The organism is Bradyrhizobium sp. OAE829 (genome assembly GCF_040546575.1).
In the GTDB taxonomy this organism is placed as follows: domain Bacteria; phylum Pseudomonadota; class Alphaproteobacteria; order Rhizobiales; family Xanthobacteraceae; genus Bradyrhizobium.
Map to the genome: position 1 here is coordinate 1653837 of NZ_JBEPOE010000001.1, position 22046 is coordinate 1675882.

Annotated in this window: 18 protein-coding genes; all 18 read right to left on the reverse strand. The window is 56.3% G+C overall.

What is annotated here, in order from left to right:
* Positions 1 to 12 precede the first annotated feature (12 nt).
* Complete coding sequence (locus ABIE49_RS08155; protein ID WP_192737805.1) at positions 13 to 1437, reverse strand: hypothetical protein; 1425 nt, start codon at positions 1435 to 1437, stop codon at positions 13 to 15.
* A gap of 125 nt (positions 1438 to 1562) precedes the next feature.
* Positions 1563 to 3047: a hypothetical protein gene (locus ABIE49_RS08160; RefSeq protein ID WP_192737806.1), complete on the reverse strand. Its 1485-nt coding sequence runs from the start codon at positions 3045 to 3047 to the stop codon at positions 1563 to 1565.
* Between the two features lie 169 nt (positions 3048 to 3216).
* A complete protein-coding gene (locus ABIE49_RS08165; RefSeq protein WP_354066666.1) occupies positions 3217 to 4368 on the reverse strand; it encodes an N-acetyl sugar amidotransferase in 1152 nt (383 codons plus the stop codon).
* A 99-nt stretch (positions 4369 to 4467) separates the two neighbouring features.
* On the reverse strand, positions 4468 to 5226 hold the full coding sequence (locus ABIE49_RS08170; protein WP_192737807.1) for an AglZ/HisF2 family acetamidino modification protein: 759 nt from the start codon (positions 5224 to 5226) through the stop codon (positions 4468 to 4470).
* Positions 5223 to 5867 carry an imidazole glycerol phosphate synthase subunit HisH gene (gene hisH, locus ABIE49_RS08175; protein ID WP_192737808.1) on the reverse strand — a complete coding sequence of 215 codons (645 nt, stop codon included), beginning with the start codon at positions 5865 to 5867 and terminating at the stop codon, positions 5223 to 5225. The genes ABIE49_RS08170 and hisH overlap by 4 nt, the downstream gene beginning before the upstream one ends.
* 3 nt (positions 5868 to 5870) lie before the next feature.
* Positions 5871 to 7238 (reverse strand): hypothetical protein, encoded by a 1368-nt coding sequence (locus ABIE49_RS08180; RefSeq protein WP_192737809.1) that lies wholly within the window; start codon positions 7236 to 7238, stop codon positions 5871 to 5873.
* Positions 7235 to 8644: a glycosyltransferase gene (locus tag ABIE49_RS08185; protein ID WP_192737810.1), complete on the reverse strand. Its 1410-nt coding sequence runs from the start codon at positions 8642 to 8644 to the stop codon at positions 7235 to 7237. The genes ABIE49_RS08180 and ABIE49_RS08185 overlap by 4 nt, the downstream gene beginning before the upstream one ends.
* Before the next feature lies 1 nt (position 8645).
* The gene (locus tag ABIE49_RS08190) at positions 8646 to 9290 is read right to left on the reverse strand and encodes a gamma-glutamyl-gamma-aminobutyrate hydrolase family protein (RefSeq protein ID WP_192737811.1); all 645 of its coding nucleotides are present in this window, start codon (positions 9288 to 9290) and stop codon (positions 8646 to 8648) included.
* Complete coding sequence (locus ABIE49_RS08195; RefSeq protein WP_192737812.1) at positions 9287 to 12298, reverse strand: PEP/pyruvate-binding domain-containing protein; 3012 nt, start codon at positions 12296 to 12298, stop codon at positions 9287 to 9289. The genes ABIE49_RS08190 and ABIE49_RS08195 overlap by 4 nt, the downstream gene beginning before the upstream one ends.
* 26 nt (positions 12299 to 12324) lie before the next feature.
* Positions 12325 to 13197, reverse strand: coding sequence for a formyl transferase (locus tag ABIE49_RS08200; protein ID WP_192737813.1), 873 nt, complete (start codon positions 13195 to 13197; stop codon positions 12325 to 12327).
* Positions 13190 to 13591: a hypothetical protein gene (locus ABIE49_RS08205; protein WP_192737814.1), complete on the reverse strand. Its 402-nt coding sequence runs from the start codon at positions 13589 to 13591 to the stop codon at positions 13190 to 13192. Before ABIE49_RS08205 ends, ABIE49_RS08200 begins: the two co-directional genes overlap by 8 nt.
* Positions 13592 to 13596: 5 nt before the next feature.
* Positions 13597 to 14385 carry a phosphocholine cytidylyltransferase family protein gene (locus ABIE49_RS08210; RefSeq protein ID WP_192737815.1) on the reverse strand — a complete coding sequence of 263 codons (789 nt, stop codon included), beginning with the start codon at positions 14383 to 14385 and terminating at the stop codon, positions 13597 to 13599.
* Complete coding sequence (locus ABIE49_RS08215) at positions 14382 to 15494, reverse strand: CDP-glycerol glycerophosphotransferase family protein (protein ID WP_192737816.1); 1113 nt, start codon at positions 15492 to 15494, stop codon at positions 14382 to 14384. The genes ABIE49_RS08210 and ABIE49_RS08215 overlap by 4 nt, the downstream gene beginning before the upstream one ends.
* Positions 15495 to 15521: 27 nt before the next feature.
* Complete coding sequence (locus ABIE49_RS08220; protein ID WP_192737817.1) at positions 15522 to 16412, reverse strand: class I SAM-dependent methyltransferase; 891 nt, start codon at positions 16410 to 16412, stop codon at positions 15522 to 15524.
* Positions 16349 to 18271 carry an asparagine synthase (glutamine-hydrolyzing) gene (gene asnB / locus ABIE49_RS08225; RefSeq protein WP_192737818.1) on the reverse strand — a complete coding sequence of 641 codons (1923 nt, stop codon included), beginning with the start codon at positions 18269 to 18271 and terminating at the stop codon, positions 16349 to 16351. Before asnB ends, ABIE49_RS08220 begins: the two co-directional genes overlap by 64 nt.
* Before the next feature lie 27 nt (positions 18272 to 18298).
* Positions 18299 to 19780, reverse strand: a complete 1482-nt coding sequence (locus tag ABIE49_RS08230) for an ABC transporter ATP-binding protein (RefSeq protein WP_192737819.1) — start codon at positions 19778 to 19780, stop codon at positions 18299 to 18301.
* Positions 19781 to 19844: 64 nt separating this feature from the next.
* Positions 19845 to 21161: an ABC transporter ATP-binding protein gene (locus ABIE49_RS08235; RefSeq protein WP_192737820.1), complete on the reverse strand. Its 1317-nt coding sequence runs from the start codon at positions 21159 to 21161 to the stop codon at positions 19845 to 19847.
* 21 nt (positions 21162 to 21182) lie between these two features.
* On the reverse strand, positions 21183 to 22010 hold the full coding sequence (locus ABIE49_RS08240; RefSeq protein ID WP_192737821.1) for an ABC transporter permease: 828 nt from the start codon (positions 22008 to 22010) through the stop codon (positions 21183 to 21185).
* Positions 22011 to 22046: the final 36 nt, after the last annotated feature.

Sequence of the window (22046 nt, forward strand, 5' to 3'; positions counted from 1 at the left end):
TTCCGGCCCATACTAGATGCCCAGATGGCGCCGCACTCGCTTTCGAAGAGGCATAGGGAGCCGCTTGTAAGCCCAAAAGGCAAAAGGATAGTGCTTGGCAAGCCTTTCCGGTCTCGGCACAGCGGTCTTGTGCTGAAGGTCTGCTCCCCCTTGGGCCGGCATATTATGCTGAAACTCTGTCGTCCCTTGGGTTGAGTTCCTGAACAGCGTTACGGCATCCAACGGCAGTTCGGTCGCCGTCTCCTGCACCAATGTTCCTTGCACGGCTTTCGCGCTCGAATTAAGTCGATGCGTCTTGGCCCGGAATTCAATCCACCGCGGATCAACGCGCTTCGGAAACTCTTCCTCGATGGTTTCTTCAATCATACGGCCGAATGCCTGATAACCGTATTTCTCCGGCCTTATCAAGTGCCTATAGGCGCGATCGGCCATGGCGGCCAGGTATTCAGTATCGCCAACTTTTGCGAGCACCTCGTCGACGTTCGAAAAATCCTTTTCGAGTGGCAAATAGTGGGCATCAGCCTCCATCGCGCCGGAATAATTTCCTCGGAACAGAATCATTGGAGTCATCATCATGGCAGTCTCGAAAGCGCGGGGAGATATCTGGCCCATGTCAAACGATGCCTCGATGGGACGTGTCACGTCCTCGAACTCCTGATATGTCGCCTTGCGGCGCTGCGCTGCCTCAAATTGCTCAATCGTTTTCTCGAACTCCCCGTCGAAATCGAACAAATTCGATCCGCTCTCACATCCCAGCATCGTGCGGCTGACCCCGAGGAATTCAAACCACGCCGTTCCATAGATCCGGCTTGCATCATCCATCGCAATATCGTGCGGAATATTGCGCGCGCTGCAAAGCTCCGCCATACGACGGCCGATCTCGTATTTATCGAAACCGAGCCGTCCGTACTTCGGCCCGAGGTTGCGGCCGCGATAAGCAACGGAGACCCGGCGCTCATCGAGCGGCACAATCGAGGGGCGGCGGTCCAGGAAACCTTCCGGCAGATAGCCGGTCAGAGCATTCACAATTCTGAGCCCAGGAAGCTCAGATGCTGGATAAGCGAGATGCCAGAAATCGCAAGGCACAGGCGTAACCAGGACATGAAAGCCGAGCCGCCTCAATTCCTGATGGAGCCGGGCCGTACGGTCATAGTCGTCCTGCACCGATATGATCTTCAGACCTCGGAAATTCAGCAGCGCCTGTTTGTAGCTATCACTCACATAGTCGTCCAAGATCAGCCGACAACAATAGCTGTGGAAGATGACGTCATATTCGTTCAGGTCGAAGTTCACCTGTGCGCCACCCGTCACGTGAACATAATCGACGTCGAACTTCGTAAACTTCTTCAAAGACAGCAGATACTCCATCGTGGTCGACACGTAGGTCGACGAGCTTGAATAAGCCACGAGGATTCGCTTGGGAGTTGTGTTGACCATTACGATGTCATGCAAAAAAGAGAGAGGAAGGAGCGAGCCAGGTATTCACTCGTCACATTGCAGCAAAACGGATGTGCAATCAGGCCGGCTGACGAACTGCCGGAGGCACCTGGCTATTCAAACCGCTAGCCTCGGGAGCGCGGCGGGCGGCTGGCAAAGTCACGCAGCCTTCGTAGAGCCATATCTGCGGCAGGACGCGCCCAACCTGGCAATCGACGGTAGACTCTGCGCGCAAGCGAGCCGCTCCTGAACATCGGCAGCGAAACACCCCAAGGTGACTTTGTCGTAGCAAGATCCTTAACAAATCGAGATCGCACGCGTTGCGGGGCATCACGCAGGCCATCGCTCGAAATAGGCCGGTTCGTCAGCCCCCCAAAGTAGCAACCATCATAATCCGGGCTAGAAGACATCTCGGTCTGTCTTCTTCCCGCTACGGGCAAGACGGAATCCAGATGCTCGTCAAAACCTGCAACAAAGGCTTTATAGGACCAGCGACCAGACGAAATAATATCGCGGTAGGTACGATCAACCATTCCTTCCAATTGATCGAGCCTTGAAAGCCGCTCGATGACGGATTCCAGATTCGAAAAATCCTTCTTCAGAGGCAAATAGTGGACGTCGGGTTGAAGCAATCCACTGTACTCTCCTTCGAACAATATCAGCGCCGATTTCGTCGCGGCCGCCTCGAAGACACGAGGCGATATCTGGTTCATCCGAACCTCGCTTTCATGCGAAGCCAAATAGCGTTCTCGTATCTGCTCGTATGTGAGCCACGGATTTTCTGCAAGTGCGGCCTGGACTTGACGCCCGATACTTCCGTCATCGTCGAATACGTTCGATCCGCTTTCGCTGCCTAGAACCGCCCTGCAGTTCGAAAGAAAATCGTACCAGGCATCGCCATAGATGCGCTTGTCTTCCTCGACTTCGATGTCGTGCGGTATGCCCCTCGTTTGGCACTCCTGACGCATCCGGTAGCCAATCATGTACTTGTCTTTGGCCAGATCTCCGAATCTGAACGGCAACGGCCGGCCTCGATACCCAATATGGATCGGACGCTCGCTAAGCGGCTTGTAGCCTCCCATCTTCTCGAGCCGTTCGGGTACATATCCGGTCAGATTGGTCAAAAATCTCACCCGTTTGAAACGGCTTGAGGGGTATATTTTTTCCGATTGACCATCGGGGATGCAGGTAAACACCGTGTCGATGTTGAGCGTCTCTATCCATCGACGGGCGCGCTCAGTGTACTCGTATTCGTCCTGGATAAACAGCACTCGATGTGCACGAGCGCTGGAAACCGCAGCAGCCACCTGCGGCGAAATGTGCTGCTCCAAGGAAAGCCGTACCGAGTAGTGAATCACAACGACATCGAACCTCTCGATATCGTACAGGCAGTCGACGGCATCGACAGCGGTCGCGTAGTACACATCATTTTGAGAATACGTTCCGAAAGAACTGATGTGCTCCATTACGGTCGAGGTAAAGAGTGCATGGGGCGAATACAAGACGAGTATCGACAACCGCCGTCCGCCGGTCTCTGACTTGGATTCTGTAAGACGTTTTTCCTGCAAAGTAACAAACTTGCTATGATGATCTTGTGATTGAGCGGCCAACCGCCCTCCGATCTCTGGTTTCTTGATCAGGCTTCGTTTCGGCCACTCTTAATCTTGGCAACTGCCGCAGAGTTCAGCAAACGCAACGCTCGGGCCAGCGCTGCTGGACGACGACCCGCCGCGAGCGCTGAACGAGTCCCGAAGGATGCATTGGCTTGGTAAACACTCATTAGAAGCCAAGGTGATCCCGAAGAATTCTGAAACGCTCTCTGAAGCTCGTGGCCCAGCGTATTTTATGCATCCACTCATTGGTCGGGTATTCGCGATGCGCTTTGAGCGGCGCCGCCAGCAATTCGCCAAACTCGGTTTCCGATAGTTCGAGCTTCTTCAAGACGAACGCCCGATCCTTCGCGATATCTTCGGCAAAGTAGGATGGCTGCTGAAGTTCGGCGAGGGCCTGGTCTCTCGTCATCTCTCCCGATGCCACCAGGCTAGCCAGGTGAGCGCGCCGTTTGTCGAACCCGAAACGCGTCGGCAAATAGTACCCTTGGAAGAATTTTGTGAACCGCGATTCGTAGTGCTTGCCCCCGTAATAACGCCAGCCAAATCGCTTCTCGAGATACTCAATCGCAGACCGTTTGCTGAAAGGCATAAGATCAAGCGGCGCCACGATCTTCAGGCCAAGAAACTTTGGAAGATAGAAGTTGAAGTACCAAAAGCCCATCATGGGGAATTTTCTCAACGGTCGCTTTCCGAACTGCCGGTGAATTGCCCGAATGTGGGTCAGGTCGCCTGCGCTATAGCCCCAGGCGCTCGGCAGAATGGACTCCGTGGCGTAATTGCTCCCCGTCAAAGCAAAGGGAATCCGCTGGCGCGCGGTCTCTTTGTACAGGGCCGCCAGGAAGGCGTGATCTTGTGGTATATCTTGGTTGGGCACGCCTGCCCGCAGGAACGCGAGCTGCAAATCTTTCATCTCTTCCCAATCGACCACAACCGTGTGCAGATCAATCCCGAGTTTTGTGATCATCAACTCGATGTTTCTCACGGCGAGTTCGCTATTCCATCCCGCATCGACGTGGATAGCAAGGACCCTCAGGCCCCATTCTTCATGAGCCTTCATCAGGAGGTAGGAGCTGTCGACCCCGCCGCTGACGCCCAGAACGCAGTCGTACGCCTTTCCCTGTCCTCGCTGCTTCATTTCAGCGATAAGAGCATTTAACTTTTTCTCTCCGCGTTCATCGGGAAGCCAATAGTTGTCCCTGCGATCCATGATCAATTTGCAATGGTTGCAAATCCCGGATTCGTCAAAAACGATATTCTCATCCGTGGTGTCCATTACGCATCGGACACATACCTGATACCGCACGTCGCTATTCATCATCGTCCAACTTGATAGAGGTCGATTCTACTCACCGGCAGCCGCTACAGAGCTCGCACCAACCTGGATGTATCCTGGATAGGCACCGAACTTCAGAATCCGTCAGAACATCCGCTCCAACTTCTCGCGTTCCGGATAGGTAATCAATACGGCACGATGCTTTCCGTGCAACACAAACAAGCTGCCGGCTGCCACGGCAGAGGCGCCTACGTCTATGGCGCGCTTTAAGTCTTCGACTGAAGACGCGCCTCCGCAAGCAACGACTGGAACGTCGACATGCTGCGAGACCGAGCGTATCAAAGCATCATCGTAGCCCGCTCGTGTCCCATCTCGGTCGACGTCGTTCAAAAATAGCTCGCCCGCGCCGTACTCCACGCATTGCTTGACGAAATGTAGCGGGTCAAGGCTCAAGTTTTTTTTGTTTCGGGGGTCGAACACGCAATAAGCTCCGAATAGCTTTCTCTTGATGTTGACCGATACCACCACACTTTGGCTTCCAAACTCGTCGGCAACAGAGGAAATCAACCCGGGATTCTCAAGCGCCGCAGTGCTCAAGATGACTTTCTCAGCGCCGTTCCGGAGGACGCGACGCACTTGATCCAGGTTATGCAGGCCTCCTCCATAGGCAAAAGGCATGAAGCATTCAGATGCGATCGAACTGATCAAATCGTAGTCGATCTCGCTTCGCTCTCTTGAGGCGCAAATATCCAGAAAGATAAGTTCGTCGACCTCTTTCTCGTTAAAAATCCGGACCGCGTTGAGCGGATCGCCAACGTACTTGGGATCGGTAAATTTGGTGGTCTTGACAAGACGGCCATGCTCAATAAGCAGGCACGGAATGATGCGCGGGATTTCCTTCAACCTTTTCCCCACCCCTCGTTCGACCAAGCTCCCAGCTCTTTCAAGTACTGCCTGAAGAACTGAAAGCCGAATTTATGACTCTTCTCGGGATGAAACTGAACCGCGAGGATGTTTTCTTGAGAAACCGCCGCAACAACCGATCCACCATAGTCGAGAGTACCTACGATCACTTCCTTGTCCGACGGCACAAAATGGTAGGAATGCGCGAAGTAAAATCGTGGCTTATGGCCGACTTCCGTCCAGATACCAGCCGAACCGGCATCGATAGAACGCCAGCCCAGATGAGGGACTTTGAGCTTCGCTTCAGGATCGGGCCGGAGCCTCTCCACGTCTCCTTTGATCCAACCGAGACCAGGCTCACGCCCCTCTTCACTGCGATCCGCCAAGAGTTGCAAGCCAACACAAATTCCCAGAAGCGGGATTCGGTCCGTATGCACCCGTCTTTCAACAACGCTCAGCAACCCTGAACCGCGCAAGGCACCGACGCACGCGTCAAAGGCTCCGACGCCCGGCAAAATAAGCGCCGTCGCTTCCAGCAACGTCTCCGCGCTGTCGGTTATCACGGCATTGCCGCCGACGTGTTCAATCATGTTCCGGATTGAACCGAGGTTTCCGATGCCGTAGTTGATGATCGCGATCATCTATTAGCCGCGAATTTCGTTGTTCAGCCAGGGAGCCGCGCGCGAGATCAGCCGTCGAGCGCGCTGCTTAACGCCCACATTCAGGCTGCGCAGCCATTGAGCCGTACTCGTGCCGACGGGCTGGCCAAGACGCGCGTTGGCGGCTTTGTGCTCCTCCCGCGCACGCTCATACATCTCATCTATTCCGAAGATTTCTGCGTTTTGAGCAAACCTAGGAGACAGTTGGAGAGTCTCCGACAATACCTGCTCCGCAAACGCACTGTAGGAGTACTTTCCGGATTGCACGATGTCCCGGTAGGCACGCCCAACGATCTCAGATCTATGAGTGTCCTGCTTCACGAGTGACATAATCTCCGCGAGGTTGCTGAAGTCGCGCTTCAATGGCAGGTAATGGACCCATGGCTCCAATACGCCATTATAATCTCCCTCAATCAACACCTGACATGTGCCCGTCGCACACGCTTCGAGATGTCGAGGCGACAATGCAAATAGGGCAAACGTCCCATCCATCCCTGGAAAACACTGAGATTCAATCTCCTCCAAGCTGGAGGCTGGATGTTTCTCCACGTAGTCAAGCGTGCGAGTTCGAATGGTGCCATCCCAATCCAGGATGCTTGCGCCGCCCTCAAGGCCAATTGTGTACTTGCATCGCAACAGAAACTCGTACCACGCGTCGCCCATAAATACGTCTTCCGGCCGGGACGAAATATCCGTTCGAATATCTGTCTTTCGTGCATGCGCCTCGACACGATCTCCTATCTCGATCTTGAGGACGCCATGTCGTCCGAGCCAAGAGGCTTGCCGCCAGTTTCTTCCGCCCGCCCGATAGCCGATGTCGATATCTCGAGCATCATGACGCCCGGCTTGCAGCGCGTCGATCTTCCGCAGGGTTTGTTGCTCAAGGTATCCAGTGAGGACCGTATAAAACTGCACTCTCTGCCTATCGACCAGCGGATATATCTTCGGCCATTCGCTTGCGGGAGCAACTGAGAAAACCGCTCTGATGTCGTAGGAATTGATGAAGTCGCACAACAAATCGGCGGAGATAAATTCGTCCTGGGGAACAGCAATCTTGATTGCCGGCGAATCACGCAAGAATTCAATCTGGCTACGAAGCCGGTTAAAGAGCGCAGGCCCTCCCCATCTGCCGCAAAAGAAAAGGTCATGAAAGACGATAATGTCGAAGGAAATATTCTTCGCATAGTCCGGGAGATCTTTGTGCTCCAGATTTAGGTAAAAGACGCGATGCTGGGGCAAATGCCGCTCGAAACAGTACAAATGATCGTACGTTGCGATGCGCATCGTCGGCGCATTGTGCCAATAAACGACTAGAATATTCAGCTTTCGGTCTTGCATCGCAGACCAGTTCATGGACTTACCTTCAAAATCTTTTTCAGGATGCTTTTGACAGGTCGCGGCACTTTCGACCGAACCCCATTAATAATTCCTTCCTCGATCCGGGACACCCACTTGGCTAGCGGGCTGTGGATGCTCACTTGCCGAGGCGCATTGGGCGCGATTGGCGCGTATAGACGCGCCAGCTCTTCCGAGCTCTGCATGGCGGAGGCCAATCCGCGCAGTTCCAGTCCGGGAGCGCTGATGCCAAGGTCCCGCTTCAGGTGCGACGTGACCAGTTCAAACACAGCGTCGAACTTGCGATCGTAATCATGTGCCAGGCACTGCTGCCGCATGATCAGCTGGTCGTTGTCACCAAGAACCCGCCGGTCAAGCCGTCTGACCCCGTCAATGAACGCATCCCTTCCCGATGCTATGAGAAGCCCCGGCCCCGCTTCGGTTCTGAGTGCACTGAGATCAGTCGACACGACTGGAAGGCCAGCCGACTGCATCTCGAATGCTTTCAGGGGAAAGGTGTTATCTACCAGAATGGGATCACTCTTGTAGGGTATTAGCCCAACGTGGGCGGCCGCAAAGATCCCGGGTAGCTGTTCGACGTCAACGGCTCCCTGATAGCTAACATTCTTGCGAGAGACGAGCAGTTTCCAACCCTCGGCGTCGGGGGTGTCAGCAATTCCCGAAATCGGTCCGAAGAAGACAAAGTTCGTAGTGGGGTTGGCTGCGGCTGCGGCATCGAGCAATTCAAAGTCGAGCCTGTTGTTGATGTTTCCGGCATAGACTGCGGTTTTCTCCCAACCTTCGCCAAGCCGCACCACGGTCGCATCGCGCTCACGCGTATTGTAGAAAGCGAAGTCGCAGCCATTGGTTACGGCTGTCGCTACATCCTTCGCGAAAGGACGATGCGACGCAACGACGCCTTCGCTGACACCGATGACCAGATCCGAGATCGCCAACAGGCGCTTGAGCCGTTCAATGAAGCCTTTGGTCAAACGCTCGAAATAGAAATAGTTCTCGGTCGCGTGAAAAACACGCATGGACGCCGGCAAGATTTCCGAAGCAAACAGATAATCCGGATTATAGGTCCACAGAATCGGCCGCGAGTAACCGTGGGCGGCCATATCTTCGTGGAGCTGCTTTGCTTGCAGCATGCCTGTCGTCAGCGAGCAGATCGGCGGGTATGCCGCACGGACTTTCAGAATGCGTGCATTTGGAATGCGAGGCTCGGGCAGGGAAACCGATGGCTCGTCGTCCTTCATCAGGACCGGCTGCACCAGCACAACCGGCAAGTGTCGCGCCCAACGCGAGGCATAATGCCATCGATTACTGCGCATCTCCCATGGCCAGCTGTCATACATCAGGAAATATATGCAGTCTGCCCTGCCATCGCCAAAAGCCGGTGGAGCAACAGCGGTCGCACTCATGCTAGGCAATCCCCTTGAGCCGGCCCTCGATCGCGGCGCCGACGAGGTTGCGGTGAAAGGCGGGATCCGAAATCGGCCGCTCAGGATGCCACATCACGCCGAACCAGGGCAGCCGGCCGTGATGCGCAGCCTCGACCGTGCCGTCGGGCGCAGTCCCCAGCGCGACGAGGTCCTTAGCCAGTCCGCCGCTCTGAATTGCCCAATTATGGAAGCTGTTGACCGAGCCGACACCCTGCAGGTATTCGCCGCGAATTGGGTGCGATGTGGCAACATGATCATGGGCCGGCACGAGCGTGCCTCCCAAGTGAAGATTGAGCATCTGAAGACCCCGACAAACAGCGAGCAGCGGTTTACTTCGATGCTGGCAGTACGCAATCGCTGCCTCTTCCAATCGGTCTCGTTCGGGCGCGGGATTTACCGCGCCAGGCAAGGTCGCAACGTCATTGCCGCCGGTGAGTATCACTGCGTCAGGAGCCAGCGCAGCAAGGTACTCGTCCGCTGACCTTACATTGTTCGACAACGCAACCGGAATGTGGCCGAGTTGCTCCATCATTGCAGCCCACGCCTGATCCAGTGCATCACGCCGCTCACCCGTTTGCGAAACATCCACGCGTTGCGTCAAAGCGACCAAGAGACGTTTTGTCATGGGCGGGCCACCGCGCTCAACCGCCGCTCGCGACAGTTGAGTTCCACCAGTGGCGCATCGACCAGCTCCTTGTAGCGGGATTCTCCGATGCCGATGGCTGCCGGCAAACCGAACTCGGCCGAACGAATTGCCATATGCGAATTGGCGCCGCCGTACATTGTAACAAGGCCGGCAATACGATGGCCGAATATCCAGTCAAATCCCGGATCGGCGCGTGGCACAATGACGATCTTGCCGGCAAGATCGCCTGCCGCATCGTCGTCGCGCAGCGCGATACCGGGCGCCGTTACGCTCTTGCCGGTCACGAAATTAGGTTGGGTTTGTTGATGCTCGAAGCTGTAAAGATCGCCCGCGCGACAGATCAGCGTCGGCAACTCGACGAAGCAAGCCAGTTGGGATTCTTCAGCTCCCGCGTCTGCTCGCGTGCGCAGTTGCTCCGCGTCCGCCCCAATACCGCGCGAGAAAGCCACGAGATCCGACAATTCGAGATTGGCGAGTTGCTCGCGCGACATTCCGATCGAGACACCCCAATTCGAAATGATATTCAGTGCTTCCGACAAAGCGCGCGTAAAGACAAACTTCGAAAGTTCGCGGCCCTGGATGGATTCGCGGAAGAACGCGTCTAACGTGTCCATCTCGACGTCAATTCCCGCAGCGCACAGCCGGCTGGTAAGCGCGTTCGCTTCTGCAAGTGTCCAGATATGTTCGACATGCGACTTGACGTTAGCGACATCGACAATCGGCTTCAAAAATCGATCTGGCATCTCGGCATAACACGCAGAAGCAATGTCGTAGGTGCCAGGACGCAAATGACCGTAGCGGCCGGCGAACTCCGCAAAAGTGAGGTTCCCGGATCTCACGGCGACGGCATCTGACACGAAATCCTGGCTCACGGTGCTGATCGACTGTAGGAAATTTTCGACACGTTCATGCGACAGCACCTGCTCTCGAACCGCGCTGCGCAGCAATGTCATCGCGACAAACGCGCCGCGCGCGAGATGCGCGAACGGCAACGTGCCGTGCTCGCCGCATAAATCGATCAGCGCGAGAGCGCATGATAAATCGTTCTTCTGCGCCCCCGCATCCAGACGCTTGTCGAGCAACGATGAGAATGTCAAAGAGCCTTGGAGGTCACCATGTGCGCGACGAATGCCGGAAGCAGTGATATCTGCCAGGGCCGGCGCCATCGCGGCAAATCGCTCTCGACTATGACCGGCCTCATCAGCCAGTCGGGTGAGCTTCGCGTCAAGGTCAAAGGACCAAGCCGTCGGCACGACCTCGAATTCGACCTTGTCATGTAACTCCGGGTTACGCTCAAGGCGATCCAAACAGGCGTTGACAAGGTCCTTCGTCGTGCCCTCGTCGATGACCGCGGGGACGAAGGAATTGAAGCTCGCTCGTACGTCTACATAGGCGTGACCGGCAAATCGTCGGACCAGCGGCCAACGTCCGACATTTCGATAGCCATATTCGGCGCGCTGCCTGGCCCACACCTCGTCAGTGATCAAACGTCGGTAGAGATCGAATGCCAGGCGGCCGGGACGGATTCCGATGATCTCCGCTGGGTTCCAGTCCGGCATCACGCCCCAGATCGTCCTGTCGCCGACCTGCGAGGGCGGCAAAGTCGCCAGTTCCTTCATCTGGCTTTCGACGAAGCTCAGTGCCTTCATCACCTGCCCGTCCGTCTCGCTGGTGCGTTCATGAGCGATAACCAGGGGCCTGACCTGGAGGACAAAGACACGGCCGGCATGGTCTACCGCAAACTCCAGGTCAAGCGTGTCATTGTCGGAAATATCTTCGATCTCACGCGTCGCCTCAATCACATCCGCAATGAACCGCGGAACGCTGGAAACCACTGTCGACGCGCCACGATACGATACGAGAGTCCGCTGGTCTTGCGCCCGGCCGCTCGTTACATCGTCGGTGCGGTCACCTTCAGTCCAAGCCACCGTAATATACGGGCCGCCAATCCGACCGGTACGCGTCAGCACGACCCCGCTCGCGCGAACATTGCCCACCATCCGTTGGACCAGCACCTGATTGGCCGCATCGTGACCGTCGTACGACCCAATTACCTGGGCGATGGCCTCACGCAAGGCTTCCTCATTGCCCTGAACATCGAGCTTGCTTTTGAACCTGCCGGCATTGCTGCTCGCGAAACTGTCCTCAGCCAAGGCGCTCGAACGGACCGCGAAGGGTCCTGTCCCGAGCGAACTTATTTCCCGCAGACACGCCTGGGCATCATCGTTCCAGCGGCCAACATCGATTCGTACCTGCTCCAGGATTATCGAGCGGCTGATACGTTCGCGCAGGCGTTCGAGCGTCTCCGCTTTGGTACCGAACAGGAACCGCGTGAGGTCACGATCGTCGTCGAGATCCGACCAGCATCCATGCCCGTCCACAAGGTGGACGTTGTGGCCATCAGCGATCAGCGCGCCCACAATCGCCGATAAGTGCCCCTGTCTCAACGCCGGGTCGGCCGACACCTTCATGGTTCGCAGCGCTGGCATCATGTGAGCCGGGAACCTCACTGCGCCGATGAATTCAGCCCGCCGTCCCGGCCCGACCATCCCGACACCAATCGCACGACCTTCGTCGATCCGTATCGTCTCGCGCTCCGTGCGACGGATCCCGGTCTCGTGCTCCGGCTGACTATCAATGGCAACGACGATCGCATAATCCGGAGCATCGGCCATCTTGCGCGCGAGCTCAGGCCGCAAGACGATATCGCTGTAACAAACGTAGCAGTCCCGGTCCTCGTCGATCGGCGCGGCGAGCAACGACCTCGCAGCGCCGGTCTCGTTCCAGGCCGAATTCAGAACGAAGTCGACGCCGGGAAAGGCCTCCAAGACGCTCTGCATTTCATAGCCGCCAACAAATACGGTGCCTCCCACCAATTTCTTGAACGCATGCAGAATCCAATCCAGCGTCTTGCGATCCCTGCCGACGACCCGAAGCGCGCTATGCTTGCGCCCGACGGACGGACGTCCGGCGCCAAGAATGATCAAGCGCGCCTCGCGCGCTTTTGTCGTTGTCAAGATGCTTGTGTGCATGATTGTGAGGGCGCTGTGTCGAGCTGTGTCAGAACACGTCGCCACATCGCCGGATGCATCCAGTAATATGACATGCCTTCTGTCGGCTCCTGCCGTTGCCCTGTCAGTCGACGCAAATCACCGTCGACGTGCTTCACGACATCGACGAACAATTGTGCCCGCAGATGAGGATCGAACGCGTGCAAAACCGCACGATAGGCAGTGGGAGCATCCCGCTCCACCGCGGACCGAATTCCATCGAATGCCGGTCGATCGAATTCGCGCGTCATGATCACGTCACCTGTGTCGATGCCTTGATTCATGAAGAAGCAACTGGCGCCGGGACGCCCCCGTATCAGAAGCGACCAGAACAACCCATCCGAACCACGCACCTCGGGAACAACACCCGGATGGATATGGAGAAAGCGAATCGATGGGTCATTCAGCAATGCAGGAGGTACGCGTCCCCCGTCAGTATAAAGAAATATCTTGCATGATTGGCGGCGCAAGGTCCGATGCAAGCCGGCATCATTGTAGTCTACCGCCGTAACGCGCTGGAGTTTGTCGCAGTAACCCGAATAATCAAACTCGCCGGAGTAATCGATAGGCCTCGGCACGTTCGCCTGGACACGACGGCAAAGAGCCCAAAACTCTTCATCACCCGTCACCGCTGGCGAGCGGAGGCGTTGCAACCAAAACCACGCCAGCCTTTCGCCAAACTTCTTCCGCAAGCTCGCATAGCGCGGAACGTTGCCAACGAAGTCGACCAGCAACACTTTTGACGGACGGAACCCCGCCTCCTTGAGATAAGTGAGATAAGTGCGGCTCGTCGGGCAATGCCGCGCCGCCACAACAGTCAGTGAAAGACTACGCATGCGACAGCGTCATGCCTTCCGCGAGGCGCTCCGCCCATGGCTTCAACGAAGGCGCTGATACGATTTCTGGCGCCAGCAATATTCCGTCCAGCATCTTGAACGCTGCATTAAGACAAGTCCATTCGCGGTCAGCTTCGGCAAGAGCTAACAACTGCGCGCACAGAAGCGTGGCATACTGCGGCGCAGCGACGATCCCGTCTCCCGGCTGACGCCAATCCCGGTCGTAAAAGGCAAGAAGCCGCCGCGTCAATTCGACCTTCCGGCGCAAGCGGTCAAAGGTTGCGCGGTGTTTGACGATGTCCTCCAATTCCCGCTGCTCCGCCAGGAAGCACTCGACGGAGAAGAATTCATCTGCTGCCCGCGGCGCTGGCAGATCCGACACGAATTGGGACACTCTCATCACAGTCGATCGTCGTAATAGCCGCTCAACTTACCCTTGCCGGCCAGACTTTCGTAACGTTCCAGGTCGGCAAGTTGGTCGATCTCCAGCCAGCCCCCGTCGATAAAGGCGGCACCAACATCGAAACCAGCATCGATGAGCGCTTGAATGAAGGACGTCATGAACATGTTGGAGCGATCCCGCCCATCATAGGACCCCTCCAGGGGCAGACGGTGATGAAAGTCCACAACCTTCGGCGCGACCTCGGCGGCCACCCGAAACAGCCCAATATATTGTCCTTGGACGTCGTCATAGGACTTTGGCTTCTTGCCCAGCTCTTCGATGCGGCCGTTGACGGCGATGCGCATCGTCTCTGCGTCTGACAGAGGATCGTCCATGCGCAATTCCCACAGGTCACGCCATCGACGATCTACCGCCACCGAGATCTGATGACGATTCGCCAACACACTCTCGAGCACGCGGCGTTCATAGACGATGTCGCCATAGCTAACGAGGACATCCCGCGTACCATCGAACAATGTGCTCGCTCGCATGAGCGAGGCGACCATATTGGTCGAGCGGTATTCCTCATTCATGAAACGCCGCAACGGATATACCGCAGGGTCAACGCTTTCCGGCGCATGGCCAAGCACGATCGAAACATCGTCAATGCCGCAGTCCCTGAAGACCTCAAGTTGCCTGTCGAGCAGCGAACGGCCGGCAAGCGAGACCATGCATTTGGGCCGCGTGTCCGTTATCGGGCGCAGACGGGCACCAAAACCCGCAGCAAGGATGACGGCAGACGTCATGGCGACACCGTGGCTCGAGGTTGCAGGCCGCGCCGACCGAGCCCTTCAATCGCGTCGCATGCGGCTTTGGCGACCGACGGCCGACGAAAGACGATGCCCGGGAGCGCGGCTTCAATTCGGCTCTCCCAGCTCGCAAGATCCTGCAGCAGCCGGCCGGCTGCGGCCGCGCATGCCGGAGCAAGCGCCGGTACGACAACCCCGATCTCTTCGCGGGCGCGCAACTCGATAGGCGCAAGGCCCAGATCCTGCCAGGTGGAGTTGACCACCTTTCGTGGAACATCCACAAACAGTATCGGCCGCCTGCGCATCAGTGCGTATTCAAACGCCGTGCCGGAATAATCGGTTATGAAAACGTCGGCTTCATTCATGGAGACCGGCAATTCAGTCGGCAATTCGACTTTGAAATCCTGCCCTTTGAACGTCTCAATCATCTCGAGATACGCCGGGTCCTGGTTTTCGACCTGCATCGGGTGTGCGCGCAGTGTCACTCGGTATTGCTTCAACAGCTCTCGCGTTAGCTCCCGCCCCAGACGCGGCAGCAGACTCTCCGGCCCCCAGGAAGGTGCCAACAGCACATGCGGCTTTGTCCCGGTCTGGCCGGGCAGCTCCGAAGCCGGCAAGACGTCCGCCTTGCCGTACCCGATCGCTCTGCTCTGACGGCCGTCGAGATTCCGGCTTCGCGCCAGAGCCTCGAATTCGGCAATTTGATGAGGCCCGGCGGCGAACAGCACGTCGTAGCCGTCGAATGCGTCGACGGGATACGCCATATGAAGGCTGACCAGCGAGTGCGGCATGTGGATACGGTAGCTTGTAGCGACATCGAACCAGTCCGCCGGTATCCCGCTGGAGGCCGTCACTGCGATCGGAGCGCTGATCGTCCGCAACGCAAGCGGCGCGATCGAAGACACGACAGTAACCCCCATCGCTTGGTAACGCGCGATGTCGGTGGCAGGCGCCGGGCCGGTGATGGCGAACACGACATTCCAGCCTCGCCTGCGGCTTTCCCAAATGGTGGAACGAATCCATACCTCATCAACCCATGAGGCGGCATAGAACAGTATGTCCGTCGATGGCGGTCGCTTGAACCAGCGTAGCACCGATTTGAGCAAAGACGTCAGGTCCCGTCCGAGACGACTTCAAATACGCTGCATGATGTAGAGTTCGCGCGTACCGGCGTCCGTCTTCTTGTAGACCCCGTCAAATCGAAAGAGCCTGTCTTTGACGTTGGCCATCCCTTCGTAGAACTCAGCGCTACCGACGTCATTACAATGGGTTTCGAACACCAGCGTCCCACCGGGGCGAAGCAGCGAAGCCATTCGCTCCATATGATCGACAATGCTTACGCGATAATTGTGGTCGTCGGTCCAGTGAGTAGCGAATGACAGAACGGTATCGAACGGGGCTGGGGGTCGATATTCGACGAGATTTCCAGCCGAGAGGTGGACCGAGGCATCGACTCGCAGATGCTTCGCTACCAACTGACCGATTTCGATCATGTAGGGATTGATATCAATGCCATGTGCAGAGGCGCCAATGCGGTAGGCGGCTAGCACAGCGATGAAGCCGCAGTTGCATCCGATATCCAGGACGGACTCATTCGGCTTTATCCAGCTCCGCAATTCGTAATCGTCAAATCGATAGTCGGACATTCTATCGCCGAGCACGCCGGCGATGGCCAATCCCTGATAAGGAAGATCGTGAAAGTATTTGAAGCTGGCCGCGTCAGCTCGATAGCGCCGCAAAACGTCGTCAATCTTGCGCTGAAGTGCGAGCTGATCCCGCATGGGATCGGGTGTATCACCGTCCTTGTCGGAAAAGTACAACGCCATCACGCCATCACGCGCGTGCGACGTCAGCCTGATCGCAAGGCCGTGCATAACAGCGGCCAGTCGGACGACCTTCCCATGCACCTTCGGTCGAAGGCTAAGTTTGGCTCTGTAATTCTTTGGAATCATGCTGCTTGCTAGACCGCTTTGGCCGAAAGATTGCCTGATGCGCTTCTTAAACTCGGCGAATACGTCTTCCAAAGCCCGCCTTCAGAAAGAAGTAACCACTCATTCAATCCTATCCAGCGCCATAAATCCCAATGCCGCGGGGCAAGGCCATCCTGAAGGTCGTTCCACATGCCGGTCATCTTTGCTCGGTCGTATGCCTTCAGTTTCGTTATCGGCCCCTCAAAAAGCCGCTCACGACACCAATTCTTGAGCGGACCTCGCATCCAGACGTCAAAGGGAGCCGCAAACCCGATCTTATCGACTCGCCACCGAATTTGCTTCGGCAAATAATCCTTCGTCGCGGATCGCAAGATGTGTTTGTGCCATCCGTTATGCAGCAACGCATCATCGGGAAGCCCGATGCACCAATCGACGAAATTGTAATCGAGAAACGGAAAGCGTGCCTCTACGCCGAATGCCATCGCATTGCGGTCGGCCGAGTTAAGCTGCTCGGGCAAGACAGAGTACTGTAAACCATGCGCGAGCAGATGCCGGAACGTGTTTCCACCTTTCGACGACGGCACTCCCGGTCGGGCCGGTTCATCCGGGTCCAGACCCTCGCGCCACTGCCTAACCCCCCAATTCGCCAATTCCGCAACAGAAAAGCCAATCCGTCGTGACCCATTTTCATACTTGGCGGCTTCCCGTTTCAGCTTCCATGCCCACATCAGCGTTTCTTTAGCAGCGTGTGCATATCGCCCCTGCTTCAGCCAATCAAATTGCGCCATTTGAAAGTAGTACTGGTAACCGCCAAGAAGCTCGTCGGCCCCCTGTCCGTTTAGCACGACGATGTCGCCGCTCTGACGCACCAGCCGCATCAGACACCATTCCAGATAGGTCGAGGCCGAAACGTTTGGTTCTTCATGGTGCCAATGAAGCAGCTGGCATTCCTCGATCAACCGCATTGGATCAACACTGAGGGGTCGAGGATCTCCGCCGCTGTGCTGGTTGACGAGATCTATAAAATGGCCTTCCGATATGTCCGGATCGCCGTCGAACCTGATGGAGTATGTTTTGCCCGGATACCGCCCGTTCTCGCTGTTCTTCGCGGTAAATCCGACGAGCGCCGACGAATCAAGACCGCCCGATAAACAAGCGCCGAGCGGGACATCGCTTCGCAGGCGCAGTTCCACGCTTTTTTCCAGCAGCGATCTGAACTGCTCCACGGCCTGCGTGCGGTTATAGGGACGGGTACCTTCAAACTTGGGCGTCCAGTATCGCCATTGCCGTTCGATCTTGCCACTCGCATTGACAATCATGGCGGTTGCAGCAGGAACCCGTCGAACCATCCGGAACAGAGTCCCTTCCGACAGATCGAGGGAGGCGCCACCAGCATATCGCTCGACCTGCTCGTGATCCAGCGTGGCCTCGATTTCGGGATGTGCAAAAAGGGCCTTCATCTCCGAAGCGAAAGCAATTCCGCCGCTGTCTAGGGATGCATAGAACAGCGGCTTTTCGCCGAACCGATCGCGAACGACAAATAGCTGCCGCGAACGCCGATCCCAGATTGCAAAGGCAAACATCCCGTTGAGCCGACTAACACACTCCGTACCCCAGGTCTGGTACGCCTGCAGAAGAACCTCCGTGTCGCAGGTCGTGTGAAATTGAACTCCATTCTGCGCCATTTCCTCGCGCAGCTCGGCAAAATTGTAAATTTCACCATTGTAGACAATCGCGCACGAATTATCGGACGTAAACATCGGCTGATTTGCCGTCGCGCGCAAATCCAGAATGGCAAGCCGCCGATGCCCAAGACCAACGTGGCCGGTTCCGGCAGTTCCAATCCACGATCCGAAGCCATCTGGTCCGCGATGGGCAATACGATCGCGCATGCGATCGAGAATTGCAGACTCGATTGGTCTCGGAGAAACCAGTGCGACAAGGCCGCACATGAAGTTAGCCTATCCTCATACTGGAACTCAAATTCTACCGTCGATTTGCGGAGAAACCGCAGTTGTTGCGTCACCCAAGAGCCAGGCCCCAGCGTAGAGAAGCGCTGGCGGGTCACTATCGTTGGTGTCAGCAACTTTCAGACAAAAAGCCCTAGAAACATAGTCGAGACGATTCTCGACCGAAAATTGACTGTGTACACTGACATCGAAGACTCCGATCGAGAGGAGATACTCTCCCGAACCCAACGGGAGCGGCGAGATCGACATCGTTACCTCTCGTTCAGCGCCACCATCGAACGTGAAACGATCGAGCGGACTTTCGAAGGAGGCCACGCGCTTTCCGTCAACGCTGTAAATCATCGCAACGTATTTGAGACTGTATGTGCCGGCCCGCTCGCAACCGAGCGATATCTTCAGCTCGAAATTTGTTCCAACTGCGACAACTGCTCGATTTCCGTCAGCGTCTTTGTGCTCGAGGTTAGTGATGCGAACAACCTTGTCCGACGCAAAGCGAAAGACAGTCGCCCCATTGGAGAGAACATCAGGTCTCTCATTTTCATCATGGGAGCTGATGATCTCTTGCGCGAGAATGTTCTTTCTCAATTGAACGCGTGAGACAAGTTGCGCCGCCCAGTCGTTCGATGCAACAGGCTGTCCCTGGTCTCCAACCGCTTCAACCGACGGTCCCTGATCCTCAACCGGCTCGACGGTCAGTCCCTGATCTTTAACCAGATCAACGGCCAGTCCCTGATTTTTGACCCGTTTCTGGATGGCATTCTCATATGCTTCGATAACGTCGCCTGGCGCACCGTCGGCGACAATTTCGCCCCTCTCCATCCAGATAACGCGATCGCAGAATTCGCGAATTTGCCCGAGCCCGTGCGAAACGATCAACAGTGTCGCGCCCGACGCGGCGAGTTTACGCATCCGGGCGGCGCTCTTATTCGAGAAATACGCATCGCCTGCGCCCAGCACTTCATCGATGATAACGATGTCCGGACGCACAGCCGTCGCGGCCGCGAACTGGAGCCGGGCAACCATACCTTGAGAGTAGGTCAATATCGGCCGATCGAAGAAAGCTCCCAGTTCAGCAAAGTCCTCCACGTCTGCCATCGCCGCTTTTGATGCCGCACGATCAAGGCCGTTGTAGATCAGGGACGCTTCAACATTTTGGCGGCCTGTAGACTCGTTGTGGAAGCCGAGACCTGCCTGCATTATCGCTTGAACGGAGCCCGTGACAGTCACGGTGCCGTTGCTGGGCGCAAAATTACGGCTTACCAGCTTAAGCAAAGTGGTCTTTCCGGCACCATTTCGGCCGATAATCCCGATCCTCTCGCCCTGCAAGACGGTGAAGCTGATGCCTCGGAGAGCCTCGAACTCCACAAATGTAGGCAGCGGCCGCCAGAACCTCAGCTTATAGAGGCCTATCCGGTCAATTATGGCTTCGTTAAAAGACGAATAGAGACGATACGCCTTTTTAACACCGTTAAATTGAATTGCGTTTGTCACTTGTGGAGCTGCAGTAAACCTGAAGGGAGCGTACTTTTTTCGATTTGTCGATGTTGCCGGCGGCCTAGACGGCTTCCGCAAACTTCCAGTTCGCCAACGGGTACGACTGGGCACGTACTTGTCGATCATCCACGACCTTCAACTCGTAGCAGCGCATTAACGTGTCAAACCGACAAAGCGTCCCGGCGGTTGTGGTCGAATAATTCAAACGATCATAAATGGACAACGACATCAGATACTCTCCTTCGCCCAGGGGAAAAGGCGAAAGATCGACGCGAACTTTTCGCAGCAGCGGCGCTTCAGCATCGAAAAAATCGATCGGACTTTCCGCGCGACAGATCCGGTGCCCCGCGCTCGTCCAAAATCCGACATAATAGATGCAGCCGTAGCGTCCGGCCTCCTGAACATCCAGCAACAGTTCGACCTGCAACTGCGCTCCGGGCCTTACTTCAGTCACCACCTTCTGTTCCGAGGTCACAGAGAACCCCGAAACCTGCAATCCTGGGCGCCCGGGCCAGCGATAGACCTTCTTCCCGTCATCGAGAGGCGTAAGTACATCGTCATCGGCGGAAATGTCGCTGACGCGCGCTCCAGTCATGGCAGCTTGCGACAGACGCTCCATATAGACCTCGTACGCTGCCACGACCTTTCTGGCGGTGTCTTGATAGTGAATCCGCCCGTCGTGCAACCAAACAGCCCGGTCGCAATATTGGATGATTTGTTGCGGTGAATGAGACACGAGAAGCAGGCTGCATCCGAACCTTGTTAAGTCGTACATGCGGCGCGCGCATTTTGCGGAGAAATAGGCGTCACCAGCGCCCATTACCTCATCGACGATCATGATATCGGGCTTGATTGCTGTCGCGGTCGCGAACTGCAGCCTCGCCAGCATACCCTGCGAATAGGTCGATATCGGCTGATGAAGGAATTCACCGAGCTCAACAAATTCGGAGACGTCATCAACCGCAGCCTCGAATTCGGAACCCTCGAGCCCATTGAAGCTCAACGATGAGCGAATGTTGTCGTAGCCGCTTGCCGCGTTGTTGTAGCCAAGTCCTGCCTGCATCAGCGCCTGCACGGTGCCACGTACTTCCACCTGCCCCGTGGTCGGCCTGAAATTGCCGGTGATGAGCTTGAGCATCGTAGATTTGCCCGCGCCGTTCTTGCCGACGACACCGATACGCTCGCCCTTTCTCACCGTGAGATTGACGTCTGATAGCGCGTAGAAGTCGGGAATTTCGCGCAACATGAAGCGGGGTGCGCCGAGCCTGTCCAGAATCATATCCGTGCGGCTGGCGTAAAGCGGGTAAGACTTGCTCACGCCGCGCAACGCCAGCACGACTTCGGAGTCCTCCGTCGCGACGGCCGAGCTATCGTTCAAGAGATTTGTCATTGCGAGGAACTACGCGTAGTCGAAGAACGTCGTTTTGGCGCGCTCAAAAATCCAAAACCCCACGGCAAATGTCGTTACGCTCATGACGATCGTTACGGCGACGATTGGGAGACTGGGCAGCTTGTTCATTACGATGAGGTCCTGATACCAGGTCACGAAATAGAACAAGGGATTGGCATACGCCATAACCTTGAGAGCTTTCGGCATCATATCCACCGTGTAGCCAATCGGGGTAGCTATCAACAGCATCATCATCACATATTGAATCATGAACTGCACGTCGCGAACGACCAGCGTGAGCAGGGACAGGAGCCAGATAAGTCCGCACTGGAACATGAATTGAAGGACCATCACGAAAGGCACCAGCAGCAGCGTCGCGTTCCACTTGCCGAGCGCTAGGGCAATAACGATGAGGATCGTTACACCAATCGGAAGCCCCGCGCTGGCTACGAGCGCCGCACGGACCGGGAGCAATTCGGATGGAAATACCGTGTTGAGAAGCAACTGCCTGTCCTTGGTCAGTACACCTGCTCCGGCTGATATCGCCGCGGCGAAAGTCATATATGGAACCAGCCCGCAGAACACGTAAAGCACATAGTCAGCAACGGTCATCTTGTCCGGGTTGACTTTGAAGATGACCGTATAGGTCAGCGCGTAGATACCCAACATGAAGACCTGGCCAACGACGAGCCACGACAAACCAAGGACTGAGCCGGCGTATGTATTTCGCAGCTCTACCAGGGTCGTTCGAGCCAGAATCCCGCGAAATCGCAGGCATCGAACAAGCGGGGCAACCAGGAAGCCAGTCAGGCCTCTGTCGGCAGATTGGGAAATCATGGAATGGCTATCGCGGTTTGTCGCACAGTACGGGGA